Source organism: Ferruginibacter profundus, from assembly GCF_054783275.1.
In genome coordinates this window covers 782,941-802,918 of sequence record NZ_BAAGQW010000003.1, presented here as the reverse complement: position 1 = coordinate 802,918, position 19,978 = coordinate 782,941, and the positions used below count along the sequence as shown (strand labels likewise).

Sequence of the window (19,978 nt, the reverse complement as noted above, 5' to 3'; positions counted from 1 at the left end):
GGTTTTAAAAAAGTAAATGAGCACATTTTTAAAAAATATTATCAGGTTTATACTCTTTATACTGGTGCAGCATTTTGTATTGGATAAAATACATCCCTTACACAGGATGGCAACACCTTATCTTTATTACCTGTTTATTTTATGGCTGCCTTTTAATATGAACCGCAGCTGGCAGTTGTTTGTTGCATTTTTATTTGGTTTTGCACTCGATAGTTTTCAGCACAACCCCGGCTTTCATGCGGCAGCCTGTGTGTTAATTGCTTATATCAGGCCTTTTTTAATCAACCTTTTAATTCCGCAGGAGGGTGCCGATGGCAACTACGAGGAACCATCAATTAAAAGCATGGGTGGTATACTGCCCTATTTTATTTATGTGGCCGTGCTTACAATAATTCATCATAGTTGGTTGTTTCTATTAGAGGCTTGGCAGTTTGGCGATATCTGGTATTTCTTAGGCAAAACATTATTGTCAACCGCTATCAGTTTATTGCTGGTCATTATTACAGAATTGTTATTTGTAAGAAAACAAAAATTCAGAACCAATACAGTATGATACGTAAGTGGTGAGTCGTGAATCGTTAATCAGGGTAAATTAAAAATCATCAACCTAAAATCACAAATCCAAATTGTCTGTCTTCAATCAGTCCCGGAAAAATGTAATCATACTCATGTGTGTGGGAGTATTTGCTATTATCATGTTGCAGTTGATGAACCTGCAGTTGTTCTCCTCCAAATATAAATATGCGGCAGACGACCAGGGTATCTTTAGAAAAGTAGTTTATCCTGACAGAGGAATTGTATACGACCGTAAGGGAAGGTCCATTTTACAGAATACCACCATTTTCGACCTGATGGTAACGCCCAGTAAATTAAGAGGTACAGATACCATGACACTCTGTAAGATATTAGGTATCGACACCACAGAGTTCAGAAAAAGAATAGAGAATATTGTATTTAAATACAAGAGCCAGCGGCCTTCAATATTTGAAGCATTGCTGAGTAATGAAAAAATGGCCAAGCTTACAGAAAACATGTACAAGTTTTCGCAGGCTTATTATTTACAGGAGAGATCGGTAAGGGATTACCCCTACGATGCTGCAGGTAATATTCTTGGCTATTTGAGTGAAGTAGATTCCAATGTGCTGAAGAATCCCAAATACACGGGTTATGTGATGGGGGATTATATTGGTAAAACCGGGCTGGAACGCACTTATGAAAATGTATTGCTGGGCCAGCGGGGTATTGAATTCTGGAAAAGAGATAAAGTTGGAAAACTTACCGAAAGGCTTGAAAACGGGAGTCTTGATACCGTAGCCATTGCCGGACAGAATATGCATAGTTCACTGGATATCGAACTGCAGATGCTGGGAGAAAAATTAATGGCCAACAAGCTGGGCTCCATTGTTGCCATCGACCCTAAAACCGGTGGTATTTTATGTATGGTGAGCAGCCCTACTTTTAAACCTAAGTTATTAACCGGTGCCGAAAGGAAAAAGCATATTGCAGAATTGTTATTAGATCCCGCTTTGCCTTTGCTGAACAGAACCGTAGGGGCTACCTATTCTCCCGGTTCTACCTTTAAAACCCTGCAGGCACTGGTAGGCTTACACGAAGGTGTGATTGATACTAGGTTCAGGGTTTCCTGTTCGGGAGCTTTTTATGGTTGCGGTTCGGGAAAACCCATGAAATGTTTAGACAGGGGTACATTTGATTTACGTAGTGCTATAACTATTTCCGATAACACCTATTTTGCTACTGTAATGCAAAAGGTAATTAATAATCCAAAGTATCCTGATATTGACAGCAGTTTAGGTGTATGGAACAGGTATATGCAGGCATTTGGTCTTGGCCACAGGTTGGGAGTTGATGTTCCATCCGAAAAAAGAGGATTGATTCCCAGTCCTAAGTTTTATAATGATGCTTACGGAAAAGGTAAATGGAATTATTGTACATTCCGTTCGGTAAGTATCGGGCAGGGTGAAGTAGATGTAACACCAATACAGGTTGCCAATGAAATGGCATATATCGCCAATAAAGGCTGGTACAAGATTCCACACCTGGTAGACTCTATTGAGGGTGGTGATAAGTTTGATATGCTTTCCTCATTTAAGAAACAACACAGTACAATTGATATACCGGATAGTATATTTGAAGCCGTACATGATGGTATGCAAGGCGTGGTAGACAGGGGTACAGGTGCTGCAGCTAAGATACCTGGTATTAGCGTTTGTGGTAAAACGGGTACAGTGGAAAACTATTTCAGGGGTGTTAAACAACCTAACCATGCTTTTTTTGCAGGGTTTGCGCCAAGGGAAGACCCTAAAATTGCTATCATGTGTGTGGTGGAAAACAGCGGCCGTTTTGGTGGTACCTATGCTGCGCCCATTGTAGGCTTAATGATTGAAAAATATTTAAAAGATTCTATTACCGATAAAGCCAGGTTGGCAAGAATTGATCAATTATCTGATTTAAATTTAATTCCTCCCAGAATTTATGTGGAAATGAAAAGGCAGGATTCATTAAGGCATTCTAAAGATTCGGCCTACCTGATTGCAAAAGGATACATCAAAGTAATTAGAGATACTATTGGTATGGATGAAAGTGATGAAGAAGATGCATTGGATAATATAAAGAAAGATAAAGAAGAATTAAAAAATGGTCAGCCTAAAAAAGACAGTAACGACAATAAATTAAGAATAAAGACAGAAGCAATTTTGCCCGACCAGAAAAAGAAACCGGAATTGAAAGATTCGACAAAGCCGTGAGTGGTGAGTCGTCAGTCGTGAGTGTGAACCAACTCACGTCTCATTTTTCACGCCTCACGATCAATGAACATGTATAAAAAAAATCCTTCCATATCAAAAGGAATAGATTGGGTAACAGTAATGTTATACCTGCTGCTGGTATTTATTGGCCTCACCTGTATTTTTTCTGTAGAGTATAAAAGCGGCGATAATGTGGTGCAGACTTTTCTGGGATTAAAAAAAGAGTACAGTAAGCAGCTGCTTTTTTTTGGTGTAAGTGTGGTAGTGGCTGTATTTATTTTACTTACCGATAGTAAATTTTTTACTGCTACGGCTAACCTGGCTTATGCCTTTGGCATCTTATTAATACTGGCCACATTTGCTGTAGGTAAAGAGGTGGGTGGTTCCAGAAGCTGGATCGCAATAGGCAGCTTTATGAATATTCAGCCGGTAGAATTGTGTAAAATATTTACTTCGCTGGCATTGGCAAAATACCTGTCTATGCCCGAAACCAATTTTCATAAAATAGAAACGCAGTTAATTGCTGCGGCCATCGCTTTTTCACCCGCTATATTATCGGTATTGCAAAAAGAGCCTGGTGCAGCTATTGTTTATTTTTCGTTTGCTATTGCTTTTTACAGGGAAGGTTTACCCACACTCTATCTCATAATACTTTTTTCTTTTGCCATTTTGGTTATTGCAAGTATAGTACTTGCTTCGGCTACTTTTTTTATAATCATAACAATAATTGCTTTGTTGTGTATTTTCTTTTATTGGCGGAAAATAAAACGTGATATTGCCAAGTTGTTTTTAATTATAGCAGTATGGGGATTGTGTATTGGTGTTAAATTATTTGTGGTACCGGCTTTGTTTAATAGTGTATTAAAACCTCACCAGGTAGTACGCATATTTTCTACATTTGGTATTGATGATTACCAGTTTAAAAATCCAGAAAGAACCGCAGAGATCCAAAAAGAGTTTGCCAAGCTGGGTACCACTAAAAAGAAACCTGGTGAAAAAGTAGAGAGCTATAATGTAAAGCAATCTAAAATTGCTATTGGTAGCGGTGGCTTCTGGGGCAAAGGTTTTTTACAGGGTACACAAACCCGTGGTGAATTTGTTCCGGCGCAAAATACCGATTTCATTTTTTCATCCGTGGGAGAAAATTTTGGCTTCTGGGGTTGTATGGTGTTAATGATACTGTACTTCGGTTTAATGATACGCCTGGTATTTTTAGCCGAGCGGCAGCGAAGTACTTTCAGCAGGGTATATATGTATTGCGTGGTGGGCATACTCTTTTTTCATGTGGCGTTAAATGTTTGTATGACCCTGGGGCTTGCGCCATCACCGGGTATTACCTTGCCATTATTAAGTTATGGCGGTTCCTCTTTAATCACTTTTACTATTTTATTATTCATCTCTGTAAAATTAGATGCCGACAGGCATATGATTTTGAGATAAAAGCACGGTATGCAAATAATTCCTCTCAGCGAAGGCGCTTTTACAATAGACAATACCAAACAATTTATTCCCTTTAATAAAGAGAGCGACGACCTGCAGCAAAGGCCTGTGGGTAGTTTATTGGTAGAGATTCAGCCTTTTGCAATAATCACTTCAAAAGATATTTTAGTGATTGATACGGGGCTTGGGTTTACCAATAAAGATGGCAGCCTGCAAATACACCAGAACCTGATGGATAATGGTATTAACCCGATGGATGTTACCAAAGTATTGATGAGTCATTTACATAAAGACCATAGCGGTGGTGTAAGTAAAGAAGATAAGATACTGCAACAGAAATTCATCAGCTTTCCCAATGCTATGTATTATGTAAACAGGGATGAGTTTGATTCTGCCATGGCAAAAGGTAAACCATCTTATACACCTGCTGAGTTTGAAATTTTAGGCGAAAGCGATAAAGTGATTTTTACAACCGGTGATGGTGTTATTGATGAGTATATCCGGTACGAAGTAACCGGTGCTCACTCACCTTTTCACCAGGTGTTCTGGATTGAAGAGGATGGACAAAAAATATTTTTTGGTGGCGATGTAGCACCACAACTGCAACAAATGAAAAGCCGTTTTATTGCCAAGTACGATTATGATGGCAAAAAATGTATGGAGCTGCGCCAGCAATGGTGGCAACAGGGACAGGAAGAAAAATGGACCTTCTTATTTTATCATGATATTAAAACTCCGGTGGTGGGCTTTTAATAGCGGAAGTACCGAGCGGACCTCAACCTTAAACGCAATGTGCAGGCCCGCTGTTTTAACCGGGCAAAAAAAAGCCGCTACATCAGTAACGGCTCTTAAATATTTTTTCAAAACATATTAACGGATCTTATGAATAAATTCATTGTCCATAAATTGTTTCTGAATATCTTTTAAGTCTCTTAAAATGCTGGCGTCAACCAATTGGCCGCCGGTTTCTACAATAAAACCTCCGATCAGTTCATCTTTAATGGCAGTTTCAATTTCAAATGTTTTGGTAGGCATTGCTGCTTTTACATTTGTCATGATCTCTTCCCTTAAAGCATCAGTAAGAGGCGAAGCAGTAGTGATCTTTACTTTTTGAATATTGTTCAGTGTATTGTACTGGTCAATAAAAGCATTTACAATTTCGTGCAGGTTGCTTTCCCTTGTTTTTCTTACCAGCAGGTCGATAAACGCACCGGTTAAAGTAGCTACCCGGCCATCGGTTACAGCTTTTAAAATCACCTGTTTTTTATCTGCTTTAATAATAGGACTGCTTAAAACAGCAACAAAGTCAGGATTGCTTTTGCAAACCCTGTCCAGCCATTTCATATCAGCATACACGGCTTCTATCTGGTTTTGCTCAGTAGCTAAATCCAATAAACTTTTTGCGTACCTGCCTGCTAAACGTGGATTGTTCATATTTATTAGTTACAAGCTCCAAGGGGAGAAGCTACAAGAAGTGAGTTATCCCTTGTGGCCGTGGCTTGAAGCTGGTTTATTAATTCAATTTTACTTCTGAAGCAAGCGTTTTAATATACACTTCCTGCTCAGCTTTATTGCTTAATTCTTTACGTAAAACTTTTTCGCTGGTTTCAATTACCAGGTTACCGATCTGATTTTTTAAGTCAGTTAAGGCAGCCATTTTTTGTTGTTGTATTGAAGCATGTGCATCAGCAATAATTTTTGCAGCAGCAACTTTAGCTTCGTCCTTAGCGTCGTTTACAATTTTGTCTTTGGTTTCTTTAGCTTCTTTTAAAAGCGCAGCTCTTTCTTCACGGGCTTTAGCCAGTAAAGCTTCGTTGTCATTTTTAAGTTGTGCCATTTCCAGCTTTACTTTTTCGGCAGTAGCCAAAGCTTCTGTAATAGAAGTTTCCCTGTCGTGCAAGCCTTTTACAATGGCAGGCCATGCATATTTTTTAAGAATGAAAAACACAATAAGGAAAGCTAAAAGCGTCCAAACAAGCAAGCCGAGTCCCGGTGTTAAAAGTTCCATACTATTTCAGTTCTGTGATTAAGAATTTATAATTAGTTACGGTCTAAAACAGTTTCAGGTCATTGATCGTTTGCGGATAATAAAGTAACGCTATCTATCAATAACAAAATAAACCTGTAAACCGTAACATTTGTAAGAGCATTAAAAATACTGCATCCTTTGCCCTGTGCATCAGATGCAGTAATGAGTTGGCAACGATTATAAAACCATTGCAAGGAAGCCCACGATGATAGCGAAAAGAGCAGCACCTTCTACAAGAGCCGCAGCTAAGATCATGTTGGAACGGATATCGTTGGTAGCTTCCGGCTGACGGGCAATACCCTCAACCGCACCTTTACCAATCTGACCGATACCGATACCAGCACCCATTGCAGCAAGTCCTGCGCCTACTGCGCCGCCTGCATTTGCAGTGCCATCCAGTAAAATTGTTAAGTCCATGTTACTTGGTTTATGTTAATTAATAATTCCAGATTAATGATGAGCAGCTGCATGTGCATCATCGTGGCTGTGATCGCCTTCGATAGCACTGCCAATTAAAACTGCTGTTAGTACAGTAAAGATGAACGCCTGTAAAAACGCTACCAGTACTTCAATAAAATAAATAAAAATTGTAAATGCAATAGATAATGGAGAAGCTCCCCAACCAGCACCTGCACCCATTTTTTCTCCGAAAATAAATATCAATGAAATTAAACAGATGATAATGATGTGGCCCGCCACCATATTGGCAAACAAACGAATGATCAATGAAAATGGTTTCAGGAACATACTTAAAAACTCCACCGGTACCAGGATGAATTTAACGCCTAATGGCACTCCCGGAGGATTGAAGATATGCATCCAGTAATGCTTATTGCTGCTGGCCAGGGTTACAATAAATGATATTACACCCAACACAACAGTAAAGGCAATATTACCGGTAACATTGGCGGTACCCGGTATAAGGCCGATAATATTATTGATCAAAATAAAAAAGAAAATAGTTAACAGGTAAGGCAGGTATTTATTGGCCTTGTAACCAAGATTGGGTACTGCTACCTCATCCCTTACAAAAGCAACAACCGGTTCAAGCAGGGCCTGCATACCTTTTGGTGCAGAAGTTACCCCCTGGCCGCTTTTATATTTTTTAGCAATACTAACCATGATCCAAACCAGTAATATAAGCGCCAACAGCATTTGCACCACGTTACGGGTTAAAGAAAAATCATACACTTTTACACCGTCTTCTACAGGAACAATTTTGTTGCCTGCTAATTTATAGCCATCCACCTCTTCTTTACCTTCTTCAAATTTAGAAGCCATAAAGAAAGAGAAACCTTTTTGAGGAGAGTACAACATCACCGGCAGGGGGATAGATACCGCAGTTTCTGTTCCATCGGTGTGATGTATGGAGAAAAAGTGAAATTCATGGGCATCCATGATATGACCGAAAATTACTTCTTTCATATTCAATTTGCCTTCTGCCTTTTCAGCATGTGGTTTTTCGCCTTCACCCTGCGCAAAAGCATGGTTTGCAAAAACAGTCAAAAAAAGGCTGAAAGCCAGTACCAGTAATGATTTTAAACACTTTTCAAGCATACAAATCCCTAATTTTGGCGCAAAGATAACGCCGGAAGATGGAAATAGGAAATTAGATAGAAGAAAAAGTATTTTTAAGCCATTTTTACCTTCTGCTCAAACTGCATTTTATGGAGCTGGTAATAGAAGCCCTGCCTTGCCAAAAGTTCTTCGTGGGTGCCGATTTCCTTGATTTCGCCCTTATCCAGCACCATAATTTTGCTGGCTTTACGGATGGTGCTGAGCCTGTGGGCAATTACAATGGAGGTACGGCCCGTAATTAAGGTATCGATGGCGTGCTGGATCAGGTTTTCGCTTTCTGTATCAACTGAAGAAGTGGCTTCATCCAGTATTAATATAGAAGGATTGTATAACAAAGCCCTTACAAAAGATAATAACTGGCGCTGGCCCAGCGAGAGAGTGGCGCCTCTTTCCATCACATTATAATCGTAATTGCCGGGTAACTGCATAATAAAATCATGAATGCCGATGAGTTTTGCCGCCTGGATAACATCTTCTTTTTTTATGGCCGGGTTGCGCAGGGTTACGTTATCGATAACAGAACCGCTGAATAAAAACACATCCTGTAATACTACACCGATGCGGCTTCGTAAGGTATCTAAAGCATAATCCTCAATATTTTTATCATCAATGGTAATGCTGCCTTTTTGAATATGGTACAACCGGTTTAATAAGCTGATGATGGAAGTTTTACCACTTCCCGTATGGCCTACAATGGCTAAAGTTTCGCCGGGATTGATATTAAAAGAAATATTTTTTAATACATATTGCTCATCAATATAGGCAAACCACACTTTGTCAAAAGCTACTTTACCTTGTATCGTTTCGGGGGTATAGTTGCCATCATTAACGGCACTGTCTTCATTATCCAGCACTTTAAAAACTCTTTCGCTGGCAATCATGCCCATTTGCAGCACATTAAATTTATCGGCAATTACACGTAACGGACGGAATAATAAGTTAAGGCAAATAATAAACGAAGTGATGATACCCGCAATTTCTTCTCTTTTAAGATCGCTGATATTTTTTACATCTGCGTCTTTGGCGGCCCACCAAACGAGTAAGCCAATTGACAAGGCCATTACCAATTCTACAATAGGAAAAAAAACGGAGTAGGCAAAAATGGCTTTTATGTTGGCATTGCGGTGTTCTTTGTTGATGGCATTAAATTTATCATACTCTTTTTTTTCGGCTGCAAATGCCTGCACTACACTCATGCCGGTAATGTGCTCCTGCACAAAAGCATTTAAGTTAGCCACGGCATTACGCACCCTGATGAAAGATTTATTTACACTTTCTTTAAAAAAATAAGTAGCGATCATCAGTATGGGAAAAGGCGCCAGGCAAACCAGGGTTAATACAGGGCTCACATAGAGCATATAGCTTAAAACAGAAATGATAGATAACAGATCGGCAATGATGGGAATTAATCCATCACTGAAAACATCATTGATAGATTCAATATCATTAATGGTTCGGGTAGTTAATGTACCAATGGGGGTTTTATCAAAGTGGCCCAGATTTAAGTGAAGGATCTTCTGGTAAGTGGTTACCCGCAGGTCTTTAACCACACTTTGCCCCAGGGATGCTGTACTGAAAGTAAAGTAGAAGCGGCATACCGTTTCTATTACCAGTAACACCAGTTGTATGATGGTGATCTCGAGAATAAAACCACCGGGGCCGTTGATAAAATGAGCTGTTTCTTTTCCTTTGATACCGTCATTGATAGTAAGCTGAATAAGAAAGGGCCTTAGAGGTGCCATAACAGCCAATACTACAGAAAGCAATAAAGAGCCATAAAATTTATTTTTATATGGCCTGGCAAAATAGAATATCCTGCGTAGTAATGAAAAATTGAATACCTTTTTTTTAGCACCCGTATCACTCATCAGGCAAAGTTAAACGGTTTTTGGTTTAGAGTTTTCCGGTAAAGGATAAAATTAGTACAAGCGGTAAGCCTTCTTTACACCCTGCAGACAGGGAATGCAACGATACAGCTTTTAATTACGTACTTACTGAACAGAAGGCAATTATTCTGTTTCTATCTTTTTATTGTAGGCTTTAATAAAGATAGCACCCAGGTTTTTATACGGCGGGATATAATCTTCCCAGGCTTCTTTTACGTCTTTAGGTTGTTTTGCAAAATATAAAGACAGCTCATCCCACATGGTTTTCCAGACGATTGGTTTTCCGGAAAGGAGCACCTGGTTTATTTTATTGGTGATTACCTGGTTGATATTTCCGGTACCAATTTCCTTGGTGGAAATGATGTGGGCATCGGGATTGATCTCAATTAACTGGCTTAAATTTTTGTAACCGCCACAACTGCCGAGTATCACAATTTTTGCATCACCTGCCATACGGCTCATGGTACGGGGCAGCCAGTAACTATGGCCACGGTGTGTAACAACAGAAGGCGTAAGATCGTTTTGACGGAGATAATTATTCAAATGTATCTGGGCTGTATCATCTAAATTTTTATCGTTGTTCAAAGGGCGGTTAACATACACCCGGTTCTTTGGTTCTTTAAGAGATTTAAATTCCACCCATTCTTTATTGGCATCATTCTTTTTCCAGTCTTTAGTACTAAAAGAGTTGATGTATCGCGGAAAGAAATTCCTTCCATCTTCATCACCATAAAAGAATACCTGCTGTACAATACGGCCACTATCATCCATCAGGGCTTTGTTATCTATAGTATAAATCGGGGGTATACCTATGGCTGCACTCAGGTCAATTTTATTGGTACTATCTGCCGATAGAAAAATAGTTTTTAATAAATTGTAAATGACTTTACCACGATTATTGTTACTGCCAATACAACGTTGCTCATTTTCATTTACATAACTCAGCATATTGACCAGCAGATTTTTATTGTTGATACTGCTGTAGCTATCTGCCACATCCACGGCGTCTTCCAATGTGGCGGTAGCTTCCAGCCTGCCCACAAAACCTTTCATTAATGCTTCGGAACTGGAGGCCGGCATCAGGTTTAAAAAAGTATCCAGTTTATTAAAATTGGCTGCCATTTTAATAAACTTTTTAAAATAATCGAAGTTGACGGCCAACAGCAAAGAATCGGCAGCAGGTTTTTTACCCATGCGTTGCAGCATTCGGTTAAAGCTATGTTTATAGCTGCTGGTATAAATGCTGGTATCACCCATTACAATCATGTAGTAAATATCAACCGGCGATAAAGAATCAATGGCTTTCATCCTGATATTCTCGGGCTTTTCGTGCAACTCATTGATGGAGTTAATAAAATGCTGGTTGGCTTTTCGCTTCAACATATCCCTTAAACCATTGGGGCCTAAAAATGCAATGGCAGTATCGCCATGATTCATTCTCTTACTGTATTCAATTTCGGTTTGCACCAGTAATTTGTAATAGGCTACACTATCATATCCTTTGTCGCCATCACCAATAATTTTTTTAAGGCTATCCGTTTGTTTTTTGCCGGAGATGATATCATCTAAAAAAGGAAAATATAAAAGCGGCGAAGGCAACAGGCTTAATGCAGCCAGTGTTTTAACCGCCGGACTGCTGCTTTTGTGAATTAATTTGCCTGCAAGAGAATTTACATCCTGTGCGTATTTGTATACCTGTGCAGGATCGTTTTTACAGGTAGCCGTAACCAGGCTATCGGCAAAACTTTCTTTTGTAAAAGGTGCAATGGTTTGTAATATTTTATCCGGGTTGAGGGCGCAAAATTTCAGGTACACAATATTTTTACTTTGCAGGTAACCCGGGTTGGTTACAAAAATATCTGCAGTGATATTGCACACTTCCCAGGGCACCGCATCAATATAGGGTACCATGCTTATGCTATCGATAGTGGCCCGCATTATCTTTTCAAAATTATCCACCAGCATGGGCGCAAAAACGGGCTTTATTTTATTCGATCGCCAGTTTGCACGAAAGGTCCTTAATAAAGTTTCAATATAAGTGAGGTACCTTACTTTTTCGTTATTGGCTTTTATTTTATCGTTTACTTCCACGCTATCCTGCAGGGCATTGATCCGTCTTAACAGGGCATCTGTTACGGCAATATTGATCTCTTCATTGGAAGAAACTTTAATGATGCCATCCAATTTACCATCGGATCTGTCCAAAAGTTTTTGCTCTTCATTTATTTTATCGTGAAAGCGCTGCCTTTGAATGGGCGGCTTGATGGTATCGAAAGTTGCAAAAGCATTTGCGGTGCAGGCAAACAATAAAAGGATCAAAATAGTGTACTTCATCATAACTTATACTGCAAAGATGCTGAAAATTTGTTTAGGGTTGTCTGTCAACGGATTTTGCCTTAACAATTTGATAATATTCCAAAGGTGCAGAACTGATTTATTGATACTTGTTAAAGAGTACTTTTGCACAGCATTTTACGTATGAGCACTGTTAAAAAAATATTAATTGCCGATGATGAACCGGATATTCTGGAGATCATCCAATATAACTTACAGGCCGAAGGCTTTGAAGTGATCACGGCAAAGAATGGCAATGAAGCTTTGGAAAAAGCTAAAAGAAACCTGCCCGACCTTATTATCCTGGATATTATGATGCCCGGAAAAACCGGGATGGAAGTATGTAATTTATTGCGCCAGCAACCGGCTTTTAAAAATACGCTCATCATTTTTTTAACGGCATTAAGCGATGAAGGTACCGAAGTAAAAGGCCTTGAAAGCGGCGCTGATGATTACCTGACCAAGCCTATCAGTCCTAAGGTATTGGTGAGTAAAGTAAATGCCTTGTTCAGAAGGTTTAGTAAAGATGAACCCAAAGTATTAAAAGTGGGCGATCTTGAAATTGACCGGGAAAAATACATGATCAATTTTAAAGGCAGTGATATTGTTTTGGCCCGTAAGGAATTTGAATTACTGGCCTTACTTGCCGGAAAACCGGGCAAAGTTTTTTTGCGCAACGAAATTTTAAATACCATCTGGGGTACCGAAGTAATTGTAGGCGACCGTACCATTGATGTACACATCCGTAAAATACGCCAGAAACTAAATCTGGATTGCATCAGCACTGTAAAGGGTGTGGGATATAAGTTTGAAATATAGTTCCTGGCTTATAGTTCATGGCTCATAGTTCATAGTTGGGCATAGTATTACTTATCGGTTATTGTTGTTAATTTCGCAATGGCTTTTACCATGAACCATAAGCCACCAACCATTAACCAGATGCTTTCTCAAAAAAATTTTTCACCGCAACAATTATCTGCATTAACTGCATTGGCATTATCGGTGCCTATTGCTGTGGGCATTTTTGTTTTTGAACCCGTATGGTGGGTAGCATTGATTGCTTTAGTGGTAATATTCCTGGGTAGTTTTGCCTTGATACATTATACACTAAAAACATTTATCTACAGAAAAATAAAACTCATTTATAAACTCATCTATCAAACCAAGGCCAGCAAAAGAGAAGAGTTTTATTATAAGAATATTTTGCCCCAGAAAGGTATTGATGAAGTAAGAGAAGATGTGGAAAAATGGGCCATACAACGAAAAGAAGAAATAGAAGTACTGCAGCAGAACGAAACCTACCGCAAGGAATTTTTACAAAACCTGAGTCATGAATTGAAGACACCGATTTTTGCAATACAAGGTTATGTAGATACTTTATTAAACGGAGCCCTGGAAAACCCCGAAGTAAATAAAAAATTTTTAACCAGCACATCCCGCAATGTAGACCGACTGGTAAATTTAGTAGACGACCTGGATGAGATTTCAAGATTAGAAAGCGGAGAGCAATTATTGTATCAACAGAATTTTGTGATACAGGACCTGTTGAAAGAAGTATACGAAACACTGGCTATAAAGGCAGAAGAGAAAGAGATTAGTTGTATTATTAAGAAAGGCTGCGAACAACCTTTAACCGTATACGCAGATAAAGAAAAAATACGACAGGTATTCATTAACCTGGTAGATAATGCTATTAAATACGGCAAACAAAATGGGACTATCGAAAGTAGTTTTTATAAGATCGATGGCAAGACGGTGCTGATAGAGATCAGCGATGATGGCTCCGGTATTGCAGAAGATCATTTGCACAGAATATTTGAACGCTTTTACAGAACCGACCTGGCAAGAAGCCGCAAGGTAGGCGGTAGTGGCTTGGGCCTTTCCATCTGCAAACATATTATTGAAGCACACGGGCAAACCATTCATGTACGCAGTAAAATTGATGTAGGTACAACATTTGGATTTACATTGCAAAAGAGAAAGGATTAATGATCGCCCAGGTTTTTTAAGTATTGTATCCAGTCGGTATCAGGATAGGCATTATTCTTTGCCATCTTAGCAAGGTAACATCGCCTTACATCCTTCCAGTAATAATAAGGAAAAATTGTTGTGGCCAGTCCTTCTACATCTGCGGCAACTTCTTTTTCGTTCAATAAAAATTTAACCAGGTAATCTTCACTTCCTTTTTTCTTATAAAATACCCACTGAATATTGGAACTTAAGGGAATTATTTTTTCGGATTTCCATGCGGCATGAATACCAGTTGGGTTATTTGCAACTTTATTGGCACCGGTAAGCCCCAGCAAAGAGGCATAAGGTGCAATGGTTTCGGCATGGCAGAAACGAAGTTGTGCATTTACTGTTTTGTTTTTAATGTAATCATCAGCGGTATTGATAAAATCGGCCAGTAAGGGCATCGCAATTTTTACCTGTATGCTATCAAGGCTGTAGCCGGGTCCTTTTTCAAAATATTCTTCTGCATTATCCAGTATGCCTAAGGTGGAAAGTTGCTGCTGCTGTAAAAATTTTTCCATAAAAACATCAACGGGCTTGTATCCTGCTTCGATAATTTCTGCCTGTATGGAATAAAAAATGGTTATAAAACCGAAAAGATCTGTGGTGAATTTATCTTTTTTCTTTGCTACCGAATCCTGCCAGAAAGAAGCTGTAAAAAAAAGTCTTGTTACACTATCGGCCAGGTCATTATACTTTACAGTATTTTTTAGCTGTGCTATACTTTTCAGCCATTTACCAGTTTGCTTATACGCTTCGTAGTACGGAGAAAGGTTATCATAAAAACGCAGCATAGTGTTATTCTCCTGGCTGTCGATAGTTACAGGCCGTTTCAATTTAGTCTTTAGTTCATTTAAATATGCGTCAGCAGTTTGCTGCGTTCTTATTTCGGAAGTGTAAGCAAAATGTATTGCCGGGCGGGCTGTAGTAAAAACATTTTTGTAATTGGCAAAAGCCCTGTCCGCCAATCCCCGCTGTTCTTCCTTACCTCTTATACTGATGTGTTTGAGATTGGGGTCTTCTACATTTTTTAACAGCAGTACTTTTTTCTTTAATAATTTTCCTGCTGCCGTTAATTGGTTAAGATGGTCTGCCTGTACCAGTAATTGATATACAGTGGTACTCTCCACCGGTTTTGTAAGATGCCGGGAACCATGGCGACCGGCATGATTGATAAATACAGGCATGTATCCCGCTGGTGGCGGAGTATATTTGAGCTGCTGGCTTTGGTACAATGTTTTGGAACCAAGAAAAGGTTGCGCTTTATACACCTGTGCTGCGGAAAATAACGGTATAGTACAGGCAATGCCTAAAAACAGGCTTATTCTTTTTATCATAAAAAATACCTTTTAACTATTGCAGCAGCTCCTTTTAATAATGCTGGTTTCCGCTTCCGTTAACCTGGTAACAACCAATATCTGTACCGGGTTGTGTGTAATCTGTAACACCATATTTTTCGTCTGTTGGAATTAACTGCAAAGGTTGAAAACCTTTGTAGCCTTTACCAATGCAGGGGGAGCCTGGCTGCAAAGTAAATTTAAAATTTCCAATTGCATTAATATCCTGCAAGCGATAACCACCTGTAACAGGTAAGGGGTAATTGAAGAATAAAGGATTGCCAACCTGCACTGCGTTGGTTGCTGTTGCCGCATAGCCGGTATTACTCAGGTAATTAAATGTAGCGGGTAAAAAACTGGTTGGGTTAGGGAAATCAGTAGACTGTGGTTTGGTAATATACGTAGTGGGATAAATTTCTGCGGCCACACTTAAGCTATCTGCCCAGTAGTAATTGTAGCCATAATGGCCATTGTATAAATAGGCAGTGTCTGCTGCAACATTAGATAATATGCGTAAACCAAACCTGCAGTTAACAATCAGGTTATTGAAAGCCATTCCTCTTGCACCTTCTTCAAAATTAATTGAACCCCCACGCCCGGTTTTGGTTTGCCTGTAACCGCCATTGATAATGGTATTGTTATACATTCTTACATTGCATTTTGTAATGCCAGGGCCGCTGCCTTTATCAGATGCTTTTAATCCGTTGGTGGCATCGCCAATAAAAAAATTGTAGGCCATATCACCTGTACCACCGCTTTTTATATTTAAAACATCACCACCATTTTTTCCACATCTTTCAAAAGTGCTTCTTAAAATAGCAAACTTACCACCGGCACCGGATACACGTATTGCATCATCTACCGTACCATAGATCCACGAATCTTCAAAAACCAAATTGCCTGTTGGGTTAGAAAAATAAATGGCATAGGAAGGATCGGTAGCCGTTAAACCTAAAACAGTGTAAGCAGTAGAGCCACCTGCGTTTAATGTAGCACCGCAATATTCCAGGTGCGTCCATTTAAAAACCATGTAAGGGCTGGTAGCATCTCCCAATACACCTTTCCATTTGCCATTAAAAGCAGAGTCATTACTTGCTTTAAAATTTATTTTAGGCTGATCAGTTTTAGTTTGTCCTGCTACAGTAAGCCAGATCGGTTCGTCTTTTGTACCCAATGAAAAGAAAGAGCCCTTAACAATAATACCTGCACCATTATTAAAATTCACTCTTACACCAGGTTGAATAATTAAAGTATCATTGGGTTGTATATAGATATCGCAATTTACGGTGTAAGTTTTTCCGCTTAACATTGTTCCGGTAACATTACCGCACAATGGTGTTGCATCACTGATGGGTTTTGCAGGTGTGGGTACATATACGTAAAGATCTCTTTTATCTTCTGATAGTTTTTTGCAACTGCTAAAGATAAAAGCGGCCATCAGAATAACTGAGGTACTGAATAATATTTTTTTCATGATGATGAGTTTGTTTTATCGAATGGGTAAACTGTATTATTTAGAATTTATACTTTAAGCCAAACAGGTAACTGATCTTATAAAAATCGCTTTGTACAAAAATGTGTTTAAAGTCATCCTGGCCCGCTAACTGGCTGGGTGTGCCATCATACAAATAAGTTTGTTTGATGATAGATTTTGTTTTTGAACTGGTAAGGTTATTGATCTTGCCATAAAAAGTAAAATGCTTAATGATCTTTTGTTCAAATGAAAAATCTAACTGGTTATAAGGTTGTTGCCAAACATCCAGGCCATAATAAGGAGACACCTGGGTAAGCCTTTCGCCAGTATATACAAAAGCCAGTTGTACATCTAATCCTATTTTACCATTTTTATACAACAAAGAAATATTGCCTACATTATCGGACTGCCCCTGCATAGGCCTGGTTTGAGAGAGTTTGGAAGTAGTATCCTGCCCGCTGTTATTGTTGTAGTAGCGATACAGCTTGTTGGTAGTGATTTTTGATTTGGTGTAAGTATAGTTGGCATTTATACCAAACCTGCCGATGAATTTAGTCAACACAAATTCAAAACCATAGTTGGTGGCATTGCCAAAATTGTAAGGCATTAAAGTTACTGCGGCATGTGGGTTTACCCTGTCTGGTAAACCTAATTCAATAGGGTCTTTGATTTTTTTATAGAACACACCTGCTAAAACCTGGTCGGCACCATCAGGAAAATATTCATAGCGTACATCAAAATTATCAGCCTGTGTATGGTTTAAATCTGGATTGCCTTTTTCGTCGTAATATTCGCCGTGTACCTGGTAAGGGGTGATTTCAAAAAAGCCAGGGCGGCTGATACTTTTAAAATATGAAGCTCTCAGGTTTTGCTTGTTATTGATAAGGTATTTAAAATGCAGGCTGGGTAAAACATCAGTGTACCAGATATGCCCGTAAATGTCATCTATAGAACCGGGAGGAATAGCTGTGGTATAATGCTGGTCCGTATTTTCTACTCTAACGCCACCTAATACCTGTAGTTTTTTTGTGGCCATTAATTTGGCCTGCACATAACCGGCTGCAATGTTTTCGGTGCTGTTGTAGCAGTTGGGATTAATGGGATTGCCCTTTGCTTTTTCTGCTTTTGAAAATTCATACGCAGCGCTGTAAATATCAGTAAAGGTTTGTACGCCGGAACCTTTAGAACTCAATTCATATTCGTTATAATAATTGTCTCTTTCTTTGTGGCGGTATAAACCACCAGCACTCAATTCCACTTTTGTTGTTGCAATGGTTGGGGTGTAAATAAAATTAGCATAACCAGACAGATCTTTATCGCTGTTGTTACGCCATATCCTCGTCATGCCTGCAACAGCATAGCCGGGAGGATTTTGTACCACGCCATTCTTTACTTCATTATCCACCTCATACTCGGCCTGGTCGGGTATATTTTGTTTTGCTAATGAGTAGACCGCACTCCAGTTGAATTTTAATTTACCGGATAAATTATGTTCACCCTGCAAAGTGCTGTTGTAAATACTTTGTATCTGCCACCTGCTTCTGTTGTATACAGCCACATTGCCCGAACCCGGGCCGGTGCGTTGTGTGGTTAAAGAAGAATCTACACTGTACCGGGATTGGAATTCATCCATGTGGATGTAAAGATTATAGAGAGAAATTTTATTGTTTTCATTGATCGTGTAATCCCATTTATTATTAAAACCTAAACGGCGTTGTTGTGTGGAATATTCACGGGTAAAGCCATCATTAAAAGTAGCTACGTTATCATAACGGGTACCGTTTTGTACAAAGGTTTGCGATTGCGGATTCTGACGGTTAAAAATATTATCTGAACCACGGTACATGTTTTGATAACTTCCACCTAATACCACACCCAATTTTTTATGCAGAAAACGATTGCCAATGGTAAAACCTAATTGTCCGTTGATTGGGTTATCTGATTTTTTCAAATCAAGATTAGCTCTTGCAAAATCATTGCTGGTAGCAAAATAATCAGGTCCATTTAAAGTAGCCGGGTCTTTTTTGTTAATTACCGAATGATCGAAGGTTTTAAAATCTCTTTGGTTGAATAATGTATTAAAACCACCGGCAGCATAAATATTCAGTTTAAATTTATCAGGTGCGTTCTTCATTACTAAATTCATGGTGCCGCCTACCGCATCAGCTTCCATGGAAGGGGTAAGGCTTTTGATCACTTCTAATCTTTCCAGCAGGTCGCTCGGAAAAAGATCCATCGGTACATAACGGAATTTATCATCGGGGCTGGGGATCTTAATGCCATTTACTAATGTGCTGTTGTAACGTTGGTCCATGCCGCGAATGATGGCATAGCGGCCTTCGCCACTGCTGCTGCGTTCGATGCTGATACCACTGATACGTTGTAATGAATTTGCCACCGTAACGTCAGGTGATAATTCAATTGCTTTTTGAGAAAGATTATTAACTACCACATCAGCATTTTTTTCTAAAGACCTTACGGCTTTATCACTCTCCGGATTTTTTGTTGACTTGACTACCACACCGCTTAGTTCTTTCAACTCTGTTTTTAATTGAAAATTGATGCCTTTGGTATCTTGCCCGGCTTTTACCTCAATATCTTTTTGTTTAGCCTTTTCGTAACCGGAATATTTTACTTTGATCTCGTATTTACCAGCCGGGATATTTTTTAAAACATAAGAGCCATCTAAGTTTACAATGGCGGAAAATTTAGTGTCTTCCAGGCTTACCGTGGCACCTACTAATGGTTCGCCGGTTACAGCATCAGTAACTTTACCCCTGATGGTTTGTGTTTGTGCAAATGCCAGGTTAAAAAGGGCGGCAAATAAAATAGACAGAAAACTCTTTACAATAAGTTTGTTGGTAGTGTGCATATAAGCAGTTTTTTAGTAACTGCGGCAAAATTTGCACATTAACTCCAGAACTGATTCCGAATACATAAACTTGACAGTTTTTTAAACTTGTCGTAACAATTACATAATGATAAAATAATTTTGGTCCTATACCATAAGCGTTACCTGTAAAAAGAACAAGGTATTTACCTGCGGGCATCATTTTTGAATATTGTACCAACAGAAAAGAGCGGGTAGATTGTCTCCTGCTCTTTTCTTTATGTTCACTGAT

15 protein-coding genes are annotated in these 19,978 nt (G+C 39.1%); 6 read left to right on the top strand and 9 right to left on the bottom strand.

What is annotated here, in order from left to right; translation table 11 throughout:
- Positions 1 to 16 precede the first annotated feature (16 nt).
- The 4 genes from ACYVM0_RS23115 (at position 17) to ACYVM0_RS23100 (ending at position 4,958) form a co-directional block, all read left to right on the top strand.
- On the top strand, positions 17 to 553 hold the full coding sequence (locus ACYVM0_RS23115) for a rod shape-determining protein MreD (protein WP_460561121.1): 537 nt from the start codon (positions 17 to 19) through the stop codon (positions 551 to 553).
- A 121-nt stretch (positions 554 to 674) separates the two neighbouring features.
- Complete coding sequence (locus ACYVM0_RS23110; protein ID WP_460561119.1) at positions 675 to 2,765, top strand: peptidoglycan D,D-transpeptidase FtsI family protein; 2,091 nt, start codon at positions 675 to 677, stop codon at positions 2,763 to 2,765.
- A 63-nt stretch (positions 2,766 to 2,828) separates the two neighbouring features.
- Positions 2,829 to 4,205 (top strand): putative peptidoglycan glycosyltransferase FtsW/RodA, encoded by a 1,377-nt coding sequence (rodA, locus tag ACYVM0_RS23105; RefSeq protein WP_460561117.1) that lies wholly within the window; start codon positions 2,829 to 2,831, stop codon positions 4,203 to 4,205.
- 9 nt (positions 4,206 to 4,214) lie between these two features.
- Positions 4,215 to 4,958, top strand: coding sequence for an MBL fold metallo-hydrolase (locus ACYVM0_RS23100; RefSeq protein ID WP_460561115.1), 744 nt, complete (start codon positions 4,215 to 4,217; stop codon positions 4,956 to 4,958).
- Positions 4,959 to 5,075: 117 nt separating this feature from the next.
- Here ACYVM0_RS23100 and atpH read toward each other — a convergent pair whose 3' ends face one another.
- From atpH to ACYVM0_RS23070, 6 genes are all read right to left on the bottom strand, one after another.
- Positions 5,076 to 5,639, bottom strand: coding sequence for a F0F1 ATP synthase subunit delta (gene atpH, locus ACYVM0_RS23095; protein WP_460561113.1), 564 nt, complete (start codon positions 5,637 to 5,639; stop codon positions 5,076 to 5,078).
- Positions 5,640 to 5,718: 79 nt separating this feature from the next.
- On the bottom strand, positions 5,719 to 6,213 hold the full coding sequence (gene atpF / locus ACYVM0_RS23090) for an ATP synthase subunit B family protein (RefSeq protein ID WP_460561111.1): 495 nt from the start codon (positions 6,211 to 6,213) through the stop codon (positions 5,719 to 5,721).
- Between the two features lie 198 nt (positions 6,214 to 6,411).
- Positions 6,412 to 6,651 (bottom strand): ATP synthase F0 subunit C, encoded by a 240-nt coding sequence (gene atpE, locus ACYVM0_RS23085; protein WP_460561109.1) that lies wholly within the window; start codon positions 6,649 to 6,651, stop codon positions 6,412 to 6,414.
- 33 nt (positions 6,652 to 6,684) lie between these two features.
- Positions 6,685 to 7,791 (bottom strand): FoF1 ATP synthase subunit a, encoded by a 1,107-nt coding sequence (atpB, locus tag ACYVM0_RS23080; protein WP_460561107.1) that lies wholly within the window; start codon positions 7,789 to 7,791, stop codon positions 6,685 to 6,687.
- 74 nt (positions 7,792 to 7,865) lie between these two features.
- Positions 7,866 to 9,680, bottom strand: coding sequence for an ABC transporter ATP-binding protein (locus ACYVM0_RS23075; protein WP_460561105.1), 1,815 nt, complete (start codon positions 9,678 to 9,680; stop codon positions 7,866 to 7,868).
- A gap of 141 nt (positions 9,681 to 9,821) precedes the next feature.
- Positions 9,822 to 12,035 carry a hypothetical protein gene (locus tag ACYVM0_RS23070; RefSeq protein WP_460561103.1) on the bottom strand — a complete coding sequence of 738 codons (2,214 nt, stop codon included), beginning with the start codon at positions 12,033 to 12,035 and terminating at the stop codon, positions 9,822 to 9,824.
- Positions 12,036 to 12,176: 141 nt separating this feature from the next.
- Here ACYVM0_RS23070 and ACYVM0_RS23065 point away from each other — a divergent pair, with 141 nt between their 5' ends.
- The gene (locus tag ACYVM0_RS23065) at positions 12,177 to 12,851 is read left to right on the top strand and encodes a response regulator transcription factor (RefSeq protein WP_430987934.1); all 675 of its coding nucleotides are present in this window, start codon (positions 12,177 to 12,179) and stop codon (positions 12,849 to 12,851) included.
- A gap of 78 nt (positions 12,852 to 12,929) precedes the next feature.
- Complete coding sequence (locus ACYVM0_RS23060; protein WP_460561101.1) at positions 12,930 to 14,021, top strand: sensor histidine kinase; 1,092 nt, start codon at positions 12,930 to 12,932, stop codon at positions 14,019 to 14,021.
- On the opposite strand, the gene ACYVM0_RS23055 is transcribed toward ACYVM0_RS23060, so the two are convergent.
- From ACYVM0_RS23055 to ACYVM0_RS23045, 3 genes are read right to left on the bottom strand one after another with little or no spacing between them, the layout of a single operon-like run.
- Positions 14,018 to 15,382, bottom strand: a complete 1,365-nt coding sequence (locus ACYVM0_RS23055) for a histidine phosphatase family protein (protein WP_460561099.1) — start codon at positions 15,380 to 15,382, stop codon at positions 14,018 to 14,020. The genes ACYVM0_RS23060 and ACYVM0_RS23055 overlap by 4 nt on opposite strands.
- Positions 15,383 to 15,416: 34 nt before the next feature.
- Positions 15,417 to 16,856, bottom strand: coding sequence for a hypothetical protein (locus ACYVM0_RS23050; RefSeq protein ID WP_460561097.1), 1,440 nt, complete (start codon positions 16,854 to 16,856; stop codon positions 15,417 to 15,419).
- Positions 16,857 to 16,896: 40 nt separating this feature from the next.
- Positions 16,897 to 19,728, bottom strand: coding sequence for a TonB-dependent receptor (locus ACYVM0_RS23045; protein ID WP_460561095.1), 2,832 nt, complete (start codon positions 19,726 to 19,728; stop codon positions 16,897 to 16,899).
- Positions 19,729 to 19,978: the final 250 nt, after the last annotated feature.

Coding starts and splice junctions, on each gene's coding strand:
- ACYVM0_RS23060 (WP_460561101.1), top strand. CDS start 12,930: ATGGCTTTTACCATGAACCATAAGCCACCAACCATTAACCAGATGCTT.
- atpH (WP_460561113.1), bottom strand. CDS start 5,639: ATGAACAATCCACGTTTAGCAGGCAGGTACGCAAAAAGTTTATTGGAT.
- ACYVM0_RS23045 (WP_460561095.1), bottom strand. CDS start 19,728: ATGCACACTACCAACAAACTTATTGTAAAGAGTTTTCTGTCTATTTTA.
- ACYVM0_RS23055 (WP_460561099.1), bottom strand. CDS start 15,382: ATGATAAAAAGAATAAGCCTGTTTTTAGGCATTGCCTGTACTATACCG.
- ACYVM0_RS23065 (WP_430987934.1), top strand. CDS start 12,177: ATGAGCACTGTTAAAAAAATATTAATTGCCGATGATGAACCGGATATT.
- atpE (WP_460561109.1), bottom strand. CDS start 6,651: ATGGACTTAACAATTTTACTGGATGGCACTGCAAATGCAGGCGGCGCA.
- ACYVM0_RS23050 (WP_460561097.1), bottom strand. CDS start 16,856: ATGAAAAAAATATTATTCAGTACCTCAGTTATTCTGATGGCCGCTTTT.
- rodA (WP_460561117.1), top strand. CDS start 2,829: ATGAACATGTATAAAAAAAATCCTTCCATATCAAAAGGAATAGATTGG.
- ACYVM0_RS23115 (WP_460561121.1), top strand. CDS start 17: ATGAGCACATTTTTAAAAAATATTATCAGGTTTATACTCTTTATACTG.
- atpF (WP_460561111.1), bottom strand. CDS start 6,213: ATGGAACTTTTAACACCGGGACTCGGCTTGCTTGTTTGGACGCTTTTA.
- ACYVM0_RS23070 (WP_460561103.1), bottom strand. CDS start 12,035: ATGATGAAGTACACTATTTTGATCCTTTTATTGTTTGCCTGCACCGCA.
- ACYVM0_RS23100 (WP_460561115.1), top strand. CDS start 4,215: ATGCAAATAATTCCTCTCAGCGAAGGCGCTTTTACAATAGACAATACC.
- ACYVM0_RS23075 (WP_460561105.1), bottom strand. CDS start 9,680: ATGAGTGATACGGGTGCTAAAAAAAAGGTATTCAATTTTTCATTACTA.
- atpB (WP_460561107.1), bottom strand. CDS start 7,791: ATGCTTGAAAAGTGTTTAAAATCATTACTGGTACTGGCTTTCAGCCTT.